Annotated in this window: 12 protein-coding genes; 4 read left to right on the forward strand and 8 right to left on the reverse strand. The window is 63.1% G+C overall.

The annotated features are described in order from the left end of the window. Positions 1 to 30 precede the first annotated feature (30 nt). Positions 31 to 1,164: a site-specific DNA-methyltransferase gene (locus tag M653_RS0105335; protein WP_027142379.1), complete on the forward strand. Its 1,134-nt coding sequence runs from the start codon at positions 31 to 33 to the stop codon at positions 1,162 to 1,164. A 65-nt stretch (positions 1,165 to 1,229) separates the two neighbouring features. On the opposite strand, the gene M653_RS0105340 is transcribed toward M653_RS0105335, so the two are convergent. Both M653_RS0105340 and mutY read right to left on the reverse strand, forming a co-directional pair. After that, entirely contained in the window at positions 1,230 to 1,841 is a 612-nt protein-coding gene (locus tag M653_RS0105340) for an HAD family phosphatase (protein WP_027142380.1), read from the reverse strand. Further along, positions 1,834 to 2,973: an A/G-specific adenine glycosylase gene (gene mutY, locus M653_RS0105345; RefSeq protein ID WP_027142381.1), complete on the reverse strand. Its 1,140-nt coding sequence runs from the start codon at positions 2,971 to 2,973 to the stop codon at positions 1,834 to 1,836. The genes M653_RS0105340 and mutY overlap by 8 nt, the downstream gene beginning before the upstream one ends. 53 nt (positions 2,974 to 3,026) lie before the next feature. Here mutY and M653_RS0105350 point away from each other — a divergent pair, with 53 nt between their 5' ends. The 3 genes from M653_RS0105350 (at position 3,027) to smc (ending at position 8,017) form a co-directional block, all read left to right on the forward strand. Beyond that, the gene (locus tag M653_RS0105350; RefSeq protein ID WP_027142382.1) at positions 3,027 to 3,527 is read left to right on the forward strand and encodes a DUF721 domain-containing protein; all 501 of its coding nucleotides are present in this window, start codon (positions 3,027 to 3,029) and stop codon (positions 3,525 to 3,527) included. A 164-nt stretch (positions 3,528 to 3,691) separates the two neighbouring features. Next, complete coding sequence (locus tag M653_RS0105355) at positions 3,692 to 4,435, forward strand: DsbA family protein (protein ID WP_027142383.1); 744 nt, start codon at positions 3,692 to 3,694, stop codon at positions 4,433 to 4,435. A gap of 123 nt (positions 4,436 to 4,558) precedes the next feature. After that, the gene (smc, locus tag M653_RS0105360) at positions 4,559 to 8,017 is read left to right on the forward strand and encodes a chromosome segregation protein SMC (protein WP_027142384.1); all 3,459 of its coding nucleotides are present in this window, start codon (positions 4,559 to 4,561) and stop codon (positions 8,015 to 8,017) included. Between the two features lie 153 nt (positions 8,018 to 8,170). Here smc and M653_RS0105365 read toward each other — a convergent pair whose 3' ends face one another. The 6 genes from M653_RS0105365 to M653_RS1000000138075 form a co-directional block, all read right to left on the reverse strand. Beyond that, positions 8,171 to 8,926 (reverse strand): GGDEF domain-containing protein, encoded by a 756-nt coding sequence (locus tag M653_RS0105365; protein WP_027142385.1) that lies wholly within the window; start codon positions 8,924 to 8,926, stop codon positions 8,171 to 8,173. A 138-nt stretch (positions 8,927 to 9,064) separates the two neighbouring features. Then, positions 9,065 to 9,727 carry a thermonuclease family protein gene (locus tag M653_RS0105370; RefSeq protein ID WP_084636436.1) on the reverse strand — a complete coding sequence of 221 codons (663 nt, stop codon included), beginning with the start codon at positions 9,725 to 9,727 and terminating at the stop codon, positions 9,065 to 9,067. Positions 9,728 to 9,772: 45 nt separating this feature from the next. Continuing rightward, entirely contained in the window at positions 9,773 to 10,972 is a 1,200-nt protein-coding gene (locus M653_RS0105375; protein ID WP_027142387.1) for an ABC transporter substrate-binding protein, read from the reverse strand. 97 nt (positions 10,973 to 11,069) lie between these two features. Then, positions 11,070 to 11,813, reverse strand: a complete 744-nt coding sequence (locus M653_RS0105380; protein ID WP_027142388.1) for a transglycosylase SLT domain-containing protein — start codon at positions 11,811 to 11,813, stop codon at positions 11,070 to 11,072. 28 nt (positions 11,814 to 11,841) lie between these two features. Next, positions 11,842 to 12,213: a hypothetical protein gene (locus M653_RS0105385; RefSeq protein WP_027142389.1), complete on the reverse strand. Its 372-nt coding sequence runs from the start codon at positions 12,211 to 12,213 to the stop codon at positions 11,842 to 11,844. A gap of 60 nt (positions 12,214 to 12,273) precedes the next feature. Further along, positions 12,274 to 14,977, reverse strand: a 2,704-nt coding sequence (locus M653_RS1000000138075) for an Ig-like domain-containing protein (RefSeq protein ID WP_027142390.1), incomplete at its 5' end; no start/stop codon positions are given.

The following is a 14,977-nucleotide window of genomic DNA, read 5'->3' on the forward strand; positions in this document are numbered from 1 at the left end:
TAAACAGTAACGCGTGCTTTGGGTGTAAAAATGTCAGCCGTGCGTCTTCTCGACGAGCTCTCCCACGCTCCCCAGCAGTCCGAATGGCTGGACACCATCCTGAAAGGCGACTGCGTCGCGGCCCTTGACCGCCTGCCGGAAAAGTCGATCGACGTCATCTTTGCCGATCCGCCCTACAATCTGCAGCTGGACGGCGATCTGCACCGTCCCGACCAGTCCAAGGTCGACGCGGTCGATGACGACTGGGACCAGTTCGAGAGTTTTGAGGCCTATGACGCCTTCACCCGCGCCTGGCTGCTGGCGGCGCGCCGCGTGCTGAAGCCCAACGGCACGATCTGGGTCATCGGCTCCTACCACAACATCTTCCGGGTCGGCGCCAAGATGCAGGATCTCGGCTTCTGGATCCTCAATGACGTGGTCTGGCGCAAGACCAATCCGATGCCGAATTTCCGCGGCCGCCGCTTCCAGAACGCGCATGAGACGATGATCTGGGCCTCCCGCGATCAGAAGGGCAAGGGCTATACCTTCAACTATGAAGCGCTGAAGGCGTCGAACGACGATATCCAGATGCGTTCCGACTGGCTGTTCCCGATCTGCACTGGGGGTGAGCGCCTGAAGAACGACAATGGCGACAAGCTGCATCCGACTCAGAAGCCCGAGGCGCTGCTTGCCCGTATCATGATGGCCTCGACCAAGCCGGGTGACGTCGTGCTCGACCCGTTCTTCGGCTCCGGTACGACGGGTGCCGTGGCCAAGCGCCTCGGCCGCCACTTCGTCGGCATCGAGCGCGAGCAGGCCTATATCGACGCCGCCAATGAGCGCATCAATGCCGTGCGGCCATTCGACGAAGCGGATCTTACCGTGCTTACCGGCAAACGCGCCGAGCCGCGCGTCGCCTTCGTCAGCCTGATCGACACTGGGCTGGTGACGCCCGGCGCCACGCTCTACGACGCCAAGAAGCGCTGGGCCGCCAAGGTTCGCGCCGATGGCACGGTGGCGATCGGCGACAGCGCCGGCTCGATCCACAAGATCGGCGCCGAGGTGCAGGGGCTGGACGCCTGCAACGGCTGGACCTTCTGGCATTATGAGCGCAGCGGCGGATTGACCCCGATCGACGAACTGCGTCGCATCGCCCGCCTAGGCATGGAACGGGCAGGGGGCTGACCCCCTGCCGCTTGCATCATATTCGTTGATTCAAACTCTCAACGGATCGCCGCAAGCGATAGAGATCACGCCTTGATTCCAAAGCGTTCAAGATCTGCCTGAAGCGTACTGGCATCGGTGAACAGCACCGCTTGCCAGCCGGCGGCCTTGGCGCCGTCGACATTTTTCTGGCTGTCGTCGATGAACAGTGTCGCCGACGGTTCGAGGCCGAACGCGGCCACGTGGTGGTCGTAAATGCCGCGGTCCGGCTTTATCTTGCCGATCTCGCCGGAAATGGTGACGCCGCGCGGACGATCGAGGAAATCGAAACGTTCGCGCGCTTCTGCCAGCGTGTCGGAGGCAAAGTTGGTCAGCATCGTCACATCGTGGCCGCTGTCGATCAGGCCGAGCATGATGGCGACGCTGTCGTCATAGGCATGCGGAACCATCTCGTGCCAGTGGCGGCGGAAATTGCGGATGTTTTCGGCGTGCTCGGGATGCTCCGCGATCAGCAGCGCTTCGGCCTCTTCCCACGTCCGGCCGCGATCCTGTTCGATGTTCCAGTCATGCGTGCAGACATTGTCGAAGAACCACTTTCGCTCTTCGGCATCGGGAATGAGGCGGCTGAACGGAATGTTCGGATCGTAATGGATCAGCACGCGGCCGATGTCGAAAACGATGTGGCGGATTTCAGTCATGGGGCCTCTTTGCACTCAATGGCGACGGCTTTTTCGTCGCGCCGGGTATCGCAGCCTCGATTGCCTTTTTCATGACAGTGGGCAGCGCCTCGCCTGAAATCTCATGGGCCGGCGACCAGAAATACCCTGCCGGTGCATCACCTTTGATGTGGGCGCGAAAGACTTCGAGTTCGAGCGCGAAATGGGTGAAGACATGCGTGATTTTTCCGGCGCGCAGCCAGTTGCCGGGAAAGGGCGCCGCCGCTTGCGTGGTGGCTCCGTCCGCCCGCGCCATCCAGGCGGTGGTAGGCACTTCCGTCATGCCGCCAAGCAGGCCCTTTTCCGGCCGCTTGCGCAAAAGAATGGCGCCGTCCTCACGTGTGGCCACGAAAGCCGCGCCGCGCCGCAGCGGTTTGTCGGCTTTTGGCGGCCGCACCGGGAAATTCTCGGGGTCGCCTGCAATGACGGCGCTGCAGTCCTCGCGCAGCGGGCACAGCATGCAGCGCGGCCGGCGCGGCGTGCAGATCGTGGCGCCGAGGTCCATCATCGCCTGGGCGAAGTCGCCGGGCCTTGTCGCCGGCACCATGCGCTCGACATGGGCTCGTATCTCGGTCTTGGCTTCGCTCAGCGGCGTCGTGATCGAAAACAGCCTTGAGATGACGCGTTCGACATTGCCGTCGACAACCGCCGCGGGACGGTCGAAGGCGATTGCCGTGATGGCCGCCGACGTATAGGCGCCGATCCCCGGCAATTCTCGAAGTTCGGTCTCGGTATCTGGAAACCGGCCGCCGCGTGCCGCCACCAGATCGGCACAGGCCTTGAGATTGCGGGCGCGGGAGTAATAGCCGAGCCCCGCCCAGGCTTTCATCACATCCTCGGTCGGCGCCGCTGCCAGCGCTTCGACGTCGGGCCATTTCTCGACAAAGGCGCGGAAATAGGATTTCACCGCTTCGACGGTGGTCTGCTGCAGCATCACTTCGGACAGCCAGATGCGGTAGGGGTCGGCCCGCACACCGCGTGCATGCTCTCGCGGCGTCACGCGCCACGGCAATTCGCGATGATGCGCGTCGTACCAGGCGAGCAGGCGTGACGCCGTATCGTCTGAGATGGCCTTGCTGGTCGGGGCCTTGCGGGTCTGGTCTGCTGGTGCCATTGATCTTGCGTTGGCCTGGCCGGTATCTGCTGGGTCGTGGCTGGAGAACGCACATGGCAGGGAAAAGGCCCTTCGGCAATCCCGTTCCGGTGAGCGACCTCGCCACCGAGATCCTCGACCCGGTGCTGCGCAAGCGGGCAGGCATATCGATCGGTCTTGTCCAGTCCTGGGAAGAGATTGCCGGACCGCGCCTGGCCATCCACTCGCGGCCCGAAAAGATCCAGTGGCCCCGCCGCCTGCACGAAGACGATCCGTTCGAGCCGGCCGTGCTGGTCATCGCCTGCGAAGGTATGGCCGCGCTTCATCTGCAGCACGAGACCGGCGAGATCATCAACCGGGTGAACGCCTTCCTGGGTTTCAGGGCGATAGGCCGGATCAGGATCGTGCAGAAGCCGGTAAGCTCGGGAAGAGCCCGGCCCAAACCTGCCCTCAGGCCGCTGAGCGCGGCGGAAAAGGCGAAATTGGCCGATACTGTCGGCTTGATCGAGGATGACGGGCTGCGCGCCTCGCTGGAACGGCTGGGTGCGACCATTCTGGGCGCAAGGAAAGCCTAGTTATGACTGGCAACGGTCATAGGTTTGTCGTTAATCTCTCGCATTCGTGATCACCCTCGTCAGGTTTCGCGATTGGATTGGGGACAGGGATGCCTTAATTCGCGCCAACTCTCGCTTTTTCGTGCCATTGCATTGCAAAATCCAACCCTTATCAGGTGATTCGTATGAGCCGCACCCCGTTTGGCCAAAGCTTCTCTCGCAGAAACGTCCTGACTTCGCTGGCCGCCATCCCGGCGGTGGCCCTGCTCGCCGCCTGCAGCGATTCCGGCGAACAGGCCAAGGCTGCGGATGTGAAGCCCGCGGACCCGGCGGCGCCCACAAAGCCGGCCACGCCCGCCGCGGTCCAGGTGCCGGAGGTGCAAGGCACGGTGGATATGACCGAACTGATGAAGCCGGGTGCGCTGCCCGACAAGCAGCTCGGCAAGGATGACGCCAAGGTCACCATCGTCGAATATGCCTCGATGACCTGCCCGCACTGCGCGCATTTCGCCGAGACCACCTTTCCGGATTTGAAGACCAAGTACATCGATACCGGCAAGGCCCGTTACATCCTGCGCGAATTCCCGTTCGATCCGAGCGCCGAAGCCGGTTTCATGCTGGCGCGCTGCGCCAAGGACAACTATTTCCCGATGGTCGATGTCCTGTTCCGGCAGCAGGCGAACTGGGTCGGCGTGTCCAACACCAAGGATGCGCTGCTGCAAATCTCCAAGCTTGCCGGTTTTACACAGGAGTCCTTCGAGGCCTGCTTGACGGACCAGAAACTTCTGGACGATGTGAGATCGGTCCAGAAGCGTGGCGCCAATGAATTCAAGGTCGACTCGACACCGACCTTCTTCATCAACGGTAAGACCTACAAAGGGGCGATGTCGATTGAGGAAATGTCGGCCATCATCGACCCTCTGCTCTGACATCAGCTCAGCGCCGAAGCGGCAGCGCTCCGGCGCTGCTTGCCTCTCTATCTGTTCGCGCGCTATGCGCCCTGTCTCAAAACCTCGGTACAGTTTTGCGGGACCGGTGTATGAGGCGCGTGAATGAAGTTTTCGCGCCTCCGCCTCCTTGGTTTCAAGTCCTTCGTCGAACCCGGCGAGTTCGTCATCGAACGCGGCCTGACCGGCATTGTCGGGCCGAACGGGTGCGGCAAGTCGAACCTCGTCGAGGCGCTGCGCTGGGTGATGGGCGAAAGCTCCTACAAGAACATGCGCGCGTCCGGCATGGACGACGTGATCTTTTCCGGCTCGGGCACGCGCCCCGCCCGCAACACCGCCGAAGTTACGCTTTTCCTCGACAACAGCGACCGCTCGGCTCCATCAGCCTTCAATGATGCCGACGAACTGCAGGTGTCGCGCCGTATCGAGCGCGAGGCCGGCTCGCTCTACCGCATCAACGGCAAGGAAGCGCGCGCCAAAGACGTGCAGCTTCTGTTCGCCGACCAGTCGACCGGCGCGCGCTCGCCCTCGATGGTCGGGCAGGGCCGTATCGGCGAACTGATCCAGGCCAAGCCGCAGGCGCGCCGCGCGCTGCTCGAAGAGGCGGCCGGCATTTCCGGCCTGCACACCCGCCGCCACGAGGCGGAACTGCGGCTTAAGGCGGCCGAGCAAAATCTCGAACGCCTGGACGATGTCGTCGGCGAACTGGAAAGCCAGATCGAAAGCCTGAAGCGCCAAGCGCGCCAGGCTTCCCGCTTCAAGAATCTGTCGGCCGACATTCGCAAGGCCGAAGCAACGCTCTTGCATCTGCGCTGGACGTTGGCCAAGACGCAGGAAGGCGAGGCGCGTTCGGCGCTGGCGACGGCCACGGCGCTCGTCGGCGATCGCGCCGCCACGCAGATGAACGCGGCCAAGGAGCAGGGCATCTCCGCCCATCGCTTGCCCGACCTGCGCGACGCGGAAGCCGCGGCTGCCGCGGCCTTCCAGCGGCTGTCGATCGCCAGGTCGCAGATCGAGGAAGAAGCCGGCCGCATCCGCACCCGTCAGGCCGAACTCGAGCGCCGGTTGCAGCAACTCGACGGTGACATTGCCCGCGAAGAGCGGATGGTGCGCGACAATGCCGACGTACTCGAGCGCCTGCGCGCGGAAGAGGCCGCGCTGAACTCCGAAAACGCCGGCGCCGCGGAGCGAGAGGCCACTACCCGCGCGGCATTCGAACAAGCCGCCTCGACGCTTGCGCAAAGCGAAGCCAAGCTCGCCGCGCTGACCGCCGAGCGCGCCGAGGCCGCCGCCTCGCGCCATCAGATCGAACGGACTTTGCGCGAAACCGCCGAGCGGCGCGATCGCTTCGCCCGTCAGCTCGCCGATGTCGATCGGGAGTTATCGGACATCCTCGCCAAGGTGGCCGGCCTGCCCGATCCGGCCGAGAAACGGATCCTGGTCGAACAGGCGATGGCATTGCTGGAAGAGTCCGAGGCCTCGGTGGCGCAGGCCGAGCAGTCGGTCATCGACGCTCGTGGCGCCGAAAGTGCCGCTCGGCCCCCGCTTCAGGACGCCAGGGCGGAACTGGCTGGGATCGAGACCGAAGCGCGTACGCTGGCCAAGATCCTGAACGCGGCCAGCGGCGATCTCTTCCCTTCCGTGCTGGAGCAGATCAGCGTCGAGCGCGGCTTCGAGACGGCCCTGGGCGCGGCCTTGGGCGAAGACCTCGACGTGCCGCTCGACCGTAGCGCACCGGCGCATTGGGGCGAAAGCGAAATCCAGCCCGGCGACGCCGCGCTTCCGGAAGGGATCAAGAGCCTTGCCAGCGTGGTTCGCGCGCCGGCACAACTTGCCCGCCGCCTGGCGCAGATCGGCATCGTCGAGGCCGCTGATGGCCGCCGGTTGCAGGGGCTTCTGGCTCCCGGCCAGCGCCTGGTCAGCCGCGAGGGCGCGCTGTGGCGCTGGGACGGTCTGACCGCCAGCGCCGATGCACCGACCGCCGCGGCACAAAGGCTGGCGCAGAAGAACCGGCTTGCCGAACTCGATGCCCAAGCGGTGCAGGCGACGCTCGTCCTGCGCCAGGCCGAGGAGACGCTGGCACAGGCCGAGCAGGCGCTGCGCCAGGCAAGCGAAGCGGAGCGAACCACACGCCAGGCCGGACGCGAAGCCCAGCACCGGCTGGACGCCGCCCGCAATGCGCTGGCCGAGGCCGAAAAGGCCGGCGGTGAACTGTCGAGCCGGCGTGCCGCGCTGGACGAAGCGCGCGCCCGCATCGTCGACAGCCACGAGGAGACATCGGCGACTTTCGTCGAGGCCGAGATGCTGCTGCAGGACGCGCCGGATCTCGGCGACCTGCAATTGCAGCTCGAACAGTCCTCGGCCAATGTCTCTCGCGACCGCGCCACGCTTGCCGACGCGCGTGCCGTCCATGAGGGGTTGCGGCGCGAAGCCGAGGCCCGCACCCGACGGCTGGACGCCATCGGCGCCGAGCGCAGCAACTGGCTGGTGCGTGCCGAAAACGCCTCGACACAGATCGCCTCGCTCGGCGAACGCAAGGCCGAGGCCGAGGCCGAGCGCGAACGGCTGGCCGATGCGCCCGATGAGATCGACGCCAAACGCCGTGCGCTGCTGTCGCAGCTCACCGAGGCCGAGACCTTGCGCAAGGCGGCCGCCGACCGGCTGCAGGAAGCGGAGAACAGGCAGGCCGAACTGGACAAGGCGGCCACATCAGCCATCCAGTCGCTGGCCGAAGCGCGCGAAACCCGCGCCCGCGCCGAGGAACGGCTGACGGCGGCGGACGAACGCCGGCTGGAGGTCGAGGCGCGCATCCAGGAAACGCTGAACACGCCGCCGCATCTGGTCATCCGCCACACCGGCCTGGAAGCCGGCGACCCGATGCCCGAGATGCCCGAGATCGAACGTCAGTTGGATCGGCTGAAAATCGAGCGCGAACGGCTCGGCGCCGTCAATTTGCGCGCCGAGGAAGAGCAGAAGGAGCTTTCCGATCGCCTGGAGACGATCGTGTCCGAGCGCGAGGACATCATCGAAGCGATCCGCAAGCTCAGGCAAGCGATCCAGAGCCTCAACCGTGAAGGCCGCGAGCGGCTGCTGGCCGCCTTCGATGTGGTGAACAGCCATTTCCAGCGGTTGTTCTCGCATCTGTTCGGTGGCGGCACGGCGGAATTGCAACTGATCGAATCCGAGGATCCGCTGGAGGCGGGACTTGAAATCCTGGCCCGTCCGCCCGGCAAGAAGCCGCAGACCATGACGCTGCTGTCGGGCGGCGAGCAGGCGCTGACGGCGATGTCGCTGATCTTTGCCGTGTTCCTGACCAATCCGGCGCCGATCTGCGTGCTCGACGAAGTCGATGCGCCGCTCGACGATCACAATGTCGAGCGCTTTTGCGATCTCATGGACGAGATGGCCAAGACCACCGAGACACGTTTCGTCATCATCACCCACAATCCCATCACCATGGCCCGCATGGACCGGCTGTTCGGCGTGACCATGGCCGAGCAGGGGGTCAGTCAGTTGGTCTCCGTCGACTTGCAGGCCGCCGAAGCGATGCGCGAGGCGAGCTGACGCCGACAGCGCCGTGACCAAGTAGGATCTGCGCGTTCGCCCTCAGCCAAGGATCGTAGCGAAGGGATCGCGGGCGGTAAGCCACACATCCTGGCATCGACTTTCCCGATTATCGCAAAAGTCGCGGCAAAACCGAACAAGTCTTGGAGGGCGTCAGGCTGAAGCGGGTTGAATGCGCGACAGTGCAAAACCGCCTTTGCCCGACAGGCTCTCTTCCGCCGGCCGGAACATGTCCTCGAAGTCCAGGTCCTGCTCGAAAACCACGCCTCCGACGGTGACGGCCAGGATCTCCTCGGCGCCCTGAGGGGCAAAATAGACCTGCGAGACACTGGCGCGGATACGCTCGCCAACCGTCCTGGCTTCGGCCTCACTCGTTCCGGGAAGGAAGACGCCGAACATGGACGCGCCTATGCGGCCGACGACGTCTTGCGAGCGCACGCAAGACCGGATGGTCGAGGCTATGAGGCGCAAGGCTTCGTCGCCCCAACTCAGGCCGAAGCGCAGATTGATGGCGTTCAGATGTTCAGGATGAACGACCAGGAAGGCGCCCGATCGCTCGCCAGGTGGGGAAGACCTGATTGCCCGTCTCTCGATCAGCGACGTGAAAACCTTGCCGTTCAGGCAACCGGTCAGCGCATCGAAGGTTGCGGCCCTGTTGAGTTCCCGCCTATAGCGACGGATCTCGGCCAGTTTCAGGCCTATGAACACAAAAAGCGGCAGGCAGATCACCAAAGGCAAAAGCGTTGCGGTGATCATGCCACGCCCGAAAGGCGTCAGCGTCTCGCTGAACAACAGCAGATAGTTCAGGGTAAGGGAGACGCACAGGCTGCCGATGGTCCCAAGGAAAGCCAACCAGGCGACATTCTTCCATGCGTGATGGGCCGGGACATCAGCTGCTGCATTGCTCATCGTCGATCTCCGTTCGAACGCCAAGCATAAGACCGGCAAGTTACGATTTCGGTTTCGAAGAACAATACAATTTGAGACGTATCGCCAGCTTTCTGAACAGACGATGCGGCCCTTTGTGGCGAATCCGATTGCTGCCGCCTACGGGGGGCCGAAGATTCCCATCTCCGCCGTCCTCGCTGCTGCTTCGGCCTTGCCATAGATGCCGCTCGGCAAGGCCAGCGCCCAGCCATTCGATACGAGCCAGGCGCCGACATCCTGTTTGCCCAGCCTGCATGTCGCCGCGACAGGGAAGCGGTCGACCGCCGGAGGCACGAAACAGGTCAGCGCCCGCCCGCGCATCCAGTTGTTGAAAGCCGCGCGCGCCCGCTGCCCGCAAGGCCAGGCACTCTCGTGAAACAGGCAGACCCTGTCGGTGTCAATGCTCTGGGTTCCGCTGATGAACAATTTCCGCCCCATGGATTCGAAACCAGCCGACGACGTGGCCACCGGACGGTACAGCGGTGTTTCCTGCCAATCCTTGGGCATCGATGGCTTGGGTTGTGGGGCGAGGCCGAGATCGCCAAGGGGCAAGCGAGGTTCCACCCGCTCCACGTCGGTCCCCTCGACCTGCGGCGGTGCGATGAGATCCTGGGCAATCTTGCGGGCTGAATTGACGATCGATCGAACCGGGTGCTGCGCGACTTGATCGCCGACATCCGGGGCCGGGCTGGTGACGGTCCGTTCGACAGGGAACAGGGTCGCTGCCTTGACCAGCAGCAGGATGCCGACGAGAAGCTCGACGCTTGCGACCGCGATCATCATGCGAAGGCGCCCCGCTTGTCCCATCAGGCCGCCGCGCCCAATTCGCTAGAAGCTGGACGTCGATTTGGCAACCGGTTTGAGCGCGCCTTTTTCAATCCGGTAAAACGGCATCGAGCGTTCGCTGGATCCATCCGCGCGGAACCTGAACAAGCCGGTCGATCCGCGAAATCCACTCCGGTTCTCGAAAACCTGCCTGTTGAAACCGTTAGGTCCGGCAGCGCTCGCGATCCCCGCGGTCAGCGCAACCATGTCATAGGCATAAGCGACATTGACGTCGGCCTGGTAGTTGAAGGTTGCCTTGAAACGATCCGAAATCGGACCTGTTTCGTGTTGGTCGAGCGTCGCGATATAGGCGCCTTCCAAAAGTGGACTGGTCGGGTGCTCCAGCCAGCGGTTCGTGCCAATCACGGAGGTCGATTTTCCAGGAATGCCCTTTGCCTTCAGGGCGATCAGGATTGGCGACGGATTGCTGTCGCCGCTGGCAACGACCACGGCATCGGGGACGTCCACCAGCGAGCCCATGTCCGCCACCGCCTTGGCCGCGCTGTCGGCGCTCGTATAGGGTATGGTGATTGCAAGGGCGGCTCCATACACGCTGAGGCTGTTGGCGACCCGCTTTTCCATGATATCGGCACTCGCGCCCGCTGGTACCAGCAGAACGAACTTCTTGGCGCCCTTGGCCGCGATCGCGCCAGCTCCCGCGGCCGCGCTGTCCGCCTCGCTAAGGCATACCGCATAGACGCCCGGGCCACCGGCAAAATTATCCGCAAGGGCCAGGACCACCGGCCGGTTTGAGCCCGACAATTTGGCGACATGCTGCGCCGCAGCCAGTTCGGTCGGCCCGATGACCACTTTCGCTCCCGAAGTTATCGCCTTTACCGCCAGTTGCTGGGAGTAGGTCGCGTCTCCCCTTGTGTCCTCGATGGTAAGCGTCAGCAGCGGGTTGCCGAGATCAGTCATCGCGAGCTTGGCGGCGTCGAGCATCTTTCTGCCGTTTTCGCCCGCGGGTCCGGAGGCGGAGAGGGGCAGCAGCATGGCGACTTTTGTGGGGCCGGTGCCGAGCGACTGCGTTGCCAGGCTTGCATTGGCGACAGCAACGGCAGCCGGCTGATTGGGGGCCTGGATGGCAGCGGGATCGAGCGCGTCGGACACCGCGCCTTTCGATTGGCAGCCGAGCAACGACATAGCCAGCATGGAAGCGACCACCCATGTCCGCGGGCCGTGGACCGGCCGGTCAAATTCCATTTTCTGCTCCCACCCTGTCTGCCGCGCATGGCGACGACATGTCTTTCCCGGTCTCGTCCGCATGACATATCATGGCGGCCCCATTCGACCGAAGTGCTCAGTCACGGAACAGCTCGGCCCTGAGCGCTTTGATGCGTCTGGCCTGCTCCACGGTTCGATAGTCGGCACATCTCATGTAGCGTGGGCCGGGCACGAAAAACCTGCGCACACAGACACGCTTTGCCCCCGTCGGAATGCTTTCCTGCGAAAGGGCGGAAAACCCGAATGTCGCCACAGGCAACGGCCCGGCTACCTCCAGGCCATCCCTTGCCAGTATGGCTCTCGCACGCTCGCAATAGCGAACGGAAAGTGCCGAGAACCGGGTCTCGTTGTGGCCAGCGCGATATTTCATCACGGTCGTGCACAGATCGCCGCCGGCGAGCTTGTTCGCGAGCGCCAGATACTCGACGCCAAACGCGATATTGGTCGCGGGCGCGCTGAGATTCTCGAGCGAACCGCGAAAACCGAGCATGCGCGCGGTCGCCGGCATGACTTGCATCAGTCCGATTTCTCCAGCACCCCCGCGTGCGTCAGGATCGAAGCCGCTTTCGATCTCGATCACGGCATGCGCCAGTGCCGGCTCAAGACCGTAGATCGATGCCTGACAGGTCGCGAACGCCTTGTAGGTCTCACGCGACCACTGGGCTGCGGCGCTGCAGTGCATCCGCCGCGTTGCGATGTCTGATTTTGCCTGTTCGACGGAAGACGGCTCAAATTCCCTGGCTGGCGCCGCCGGCACCAGCCAACCGGTCAGCGCAATCGCCCCGGCGATCACGGCGAGCGATGCGCGATCGCCAATCATCGGACCCGCCGGCGCGCTCTCGCTGCGGTCAGTTCATGTACTCGACCATGCGATCGTGAAAACACTCGCACTTGTTGAGCGTGTCTTCGTCCTTGTAGTTGGTCTTCAGGTAGCCGTAAGCCATGCCGCAGGCGACCTTGGCTTCCGATGCCCAGACGAAGACCGGCCGGGATGAATGGATCCACTCCGGGCTGTTGGCGACGGCGACCGACTCGTCCATCAGCTTCACGACCTGTTTCGTGAGGTCGACCGTGTTGTCGGTCAGCACGAGATTGGACGTTCCAACGGTGCGGCAATAATCGGCCGTCGGGCCTTCGATGATATCGGCGGCATAGCCGGCCGACCCGGCCGTCAACAACAGCCCCGCCACCGAAGCCAGCAGTCTTGCAGAACGTTTCATGATGAGCTCCCCTCTATATTCTCAATGTATAACATAGTTATGCAACCGTGTGCCATGGCGTTAGATCGTGATGGGGTGTTGTACGTGTGCCGTGTCGTCGTAAAGCAGATTAATGGTGCCGGCTGCAGGCGCGTTCTGCAAGACGGCAACGTCCACGAAATTGGCACCGCCGGCTGCACCATTGGCATCGACGCTGAGCGTGTGCGACGTCGAATCGTATTTCACGAAGTCAGCAATATTGTCCCCTGGCGCCGTATCGAACAGGGCTGTCAGGTCGATCTTGTCGCCTTGGCCGCCGTTGTAGTCGACGATGAGATCCTTTATGTCGAGCCCGTCGAGCTTGAACGTGTCGGCGCCCGTGCCGCCGGTCATGGTGTCCTGGCCCGAACCGCCGACGAGCGTGTCGTTGCCGGAGCCGCCGATGAGCGTGTCGTTGCCAGAGCCGCCATAAAGCGTGTCGTTTCCGTCCATACCTGTGAGTGTATCGATACCCCGTCCTCCGGACAGGATGGCATCGTGTCCATTGATACCGGTAAGGATGTCGTTGCCGTCTTCGCCAAACAGGGAAGACTCGGTTGTCGTTGTCGCGTGCGTATCGGCACCAGCTGTACCGTGCCAGGTGCTTGCATCGGGCGAAAGATGTGCCGTCAGCGTGCTTGTGATCGAGTCACCGTCGCCATCCTTCGCGGTGACAGGCATCGAAATGTCAAACGGTGTCGCGGCATTGGCCGTCGTGAACAGCGGCGAAGTCAACTTGAACGTGTTGGTCCCACTTAGCCCCGAAATCTCCATTGCGCTGAACGCGTCGCTGCTCGCCGTCACCGTAAATGTGTCGCCGTTGCCGACGTTTGTCAGGGTAATGGTACCATCTGCGTTGTAACTAACGACAGGTGCGGAGCCTCCGGAATTGTTTGCCACTGTTACTGTAAGGAAGTGGGCTGTACCCTCGTTGCCGTCACCGACATATATGTGGTCTTCGTCTGCGTTCACGCCCCGTATCATAAGCGTGGCGACGCCGCCGCCACCGGCGTCAACGGTGCTTGTGAAGCTGCTAACTTCGTAGTGGTCGGTGAAGTTGCTTCCGGCGACGGTACCGTCTGTCGTCGCGTTGTGGACGAAATCGAATCGGATCGTCTCGCCGCTTTTGATGCTATTGCCGTCGGCAACGCCAAACTCACTGTTGTTCGTATTTACGCTATTGCCTCCGTTAGCTGTGACCAGAAGGTCGTTCTGTGTGGCATCTGGCCCATTCAGAACGATTGCCCCGTTGTTGCTGCCGCCAGGATTGGAAAAACTGGCGCTGCTAAACTGACTACCTGCAAACAGCGACCCGGTCTGAGCGTATGTCCAGGTATCCGTCACTGGATCGAGTGTCGCCGTGAAGGCAAGGTCGCTTCCGTTCGCGGCAGACGTCCGTCCCTCCACCGTATGCGCATCGGTGACATGGAAGAAGACCTGCTCGCCATTGAGGAAAATGTTCAAGCCCGTCGTGTCCGTGACGGCACCACCATCCGTCACATTGAACACGACGCTGCCGATTCCATCCGCGCCGGCGCTCGGGCCGAAATTGATTTGTTCCGTGAGCGTTGCGTGGCTGGCATTGTCCACGAAGATTGTATCCGGCTTGAACGGCAGCGGAGCGTCGTCCAGAACCGTCAGGTTGACCGCGCCGGAAACGTGATCGCCGCTGGTGTCGGTTGCCACCACCTGGAGGCCGTTAATGGCGATGTTGCCGGAGCCCGCGGCATGCTGGAGCTGATCGGTCAACGTTGCGGTCACCACCGGAGTGAGTGAGCTGTTGGCGGCTGCGTTTGTATTCGACAAGGCCAGATAGACGAATGCGCCAAGGTCCACGCTGCCAACCGTCTGGATTAAGTGTCCGACCAATTCCCCGCCGACCAAACTCCAGGACAGCGTGTAACCGGAAGCCAGACCCGAAACCGTCGGTGCCACCCACTTTGAAGCGTCGGTCGGGTCGGCGAAGGCAACGGAAATCGCTTCGCCTGATGAGGTGAAGGTGATCCCGCTGTTTGCCTGCGCCGTCTCGCCACGGCTGCCTGGGTTGGTGCCGGTCACGATACCAGCATGAAGATCCGCCGGCAACGAGGCATCCTGCGTCGTGTCGAGCGCGGCCTCGTTCAATGTAAGCGAGGCGGTGCCGCCGCCTGACGGGACCGTATTGGTCTGGACATTCAGCGTTACCGTTGCCGTCGACGTGTCGCCGTCGCCGTCCTTGATCGTGTAGGTGAACGAGTCCGATCCAACGTAGACGCCCGTTGGCGTATAGGTGAACGTTCCATCATTGTTGTAGACCACCGTGCCGTGGGCGCTGTTTGTGGTGACTGTGACCTGGCCACTGATCGGACTGTTGTCGGTATCCACGCCATCGGCACCGAAGACGTCGTTGCCGAGCAGGCCGGTAAGAGTGGTGGGTCCAGTGATGGTCGAACCCCATGTGTCGTCATGGGCTGTCGGTACGTCATCGACGATGGCGATGTTGATGGTGCCGGTGGTGGTGTTCCCGTTTGCGTCGGTGACCTGATAGGTGAAGCTCTCGGCGGCATTGACGGTATCGGTGCCGGCGGTTGCCGGTCCGTGCACGGGTGCGGTCAGCGTGTAGACATAGCTGCCGTCGGTGTGGACCTGGATGGTGCCGTAGGTTCCGGCTGTGGCGGCATTGCCGCCGCTGGCCAGCTGATAGGTGAGCGGTGCGAAGCCGCCGGTGGCATTGAGCTGGTTGGCGGCATCGGTCTCGGCGGTCGAG

Origin of the sequence: Mesorhizobium sp. WSM3626, assembly GCF_000513935.1 — a bacterium.
In the GTDB taxonomy this organism is placed as follows: domain Bacteria; phylum Pseudomonadota; class Alphaproteobacteria; order Rhizobiales; family Rhizobiaceae; genus Mesorhizobium; species Mesorhizobium salmacidum.

Coding starts and splice junctions, on each gene's coding strand:
- M653_RS0105335 (WP_027142379.1), top strand. CDS start 31: ATGTCAGCCGTGCGTCTTCTCGACGAGCTCTCCCACGCTCCCCAGCAG.
- M653_RS0105340 (WP_027142380.1), bottom strand. CDS start 1,841: ATGACTGAAATCCGCCACATCGTTTTCGACATCGGCCGCGTGCTGATC.
- mutY (WP_027142381.1), bottom strand. CDS start 2,973: ATGGCACCAGCAGACCAGACCCGCAAGGCCCCGACCAGCAAGGCCATC.
- M653_RS0105350 (WP_027142382.1), top strand. CDS start 3,027: ATGGCAGGGAAAAGGCCCTTCGGCAATCCCGTTCCGGTGAGCGACCTC.
- M653_RS0105355 (WP_027142383.1), top strand. CDS start 3,692: ATGAGCCGCACCCCGTTTGGCCAAAGCTTCTCTCGCAGAAACGTCCTG.
- smc (WP_027142384.1), top strand. CDS start 4,559: ATGAAGTTTTCGCGCCTCCGCCTCCTTGGTTTCAAGTCCTTCGTCGAA.
- M653_RS0105365 (WP_027142385.1), bottom strand. CDS start 8,926: ATGAGCAATGCAGCAGCTGATGTCCCGGCCCATCACGCATGGAAGAAT.
- M653_RS0105370 (WP_084636436.1), bottom strand. CDS start 9,727: ATGATGATCGCGGTCGCAAGCGTCGAGCTTCTCGTCGGCATCCTGCTG.
- M653_RS0105375 (WP_027142387.1), bottom strand. CDS start 10,972: ATGGAATTTGACCGGCCGGTCCACGGCCCGCGGACATGGGTGGTCGCT.
- M653_RS0105380 (WP_027142388.1), bottom strand. CDS start 11,813: ATGATTGGCGATCGCGCATCGCTCGCCGTGATCGCCGGGGCGATTGCG.
- M653_RS0105385 (WP_027142389.1), bottom strand. CDS start 12,213: ATGAAACGTTCTGCAAGACTGCTGGCTTCGGTGGCGGGGCTGTTGTTG.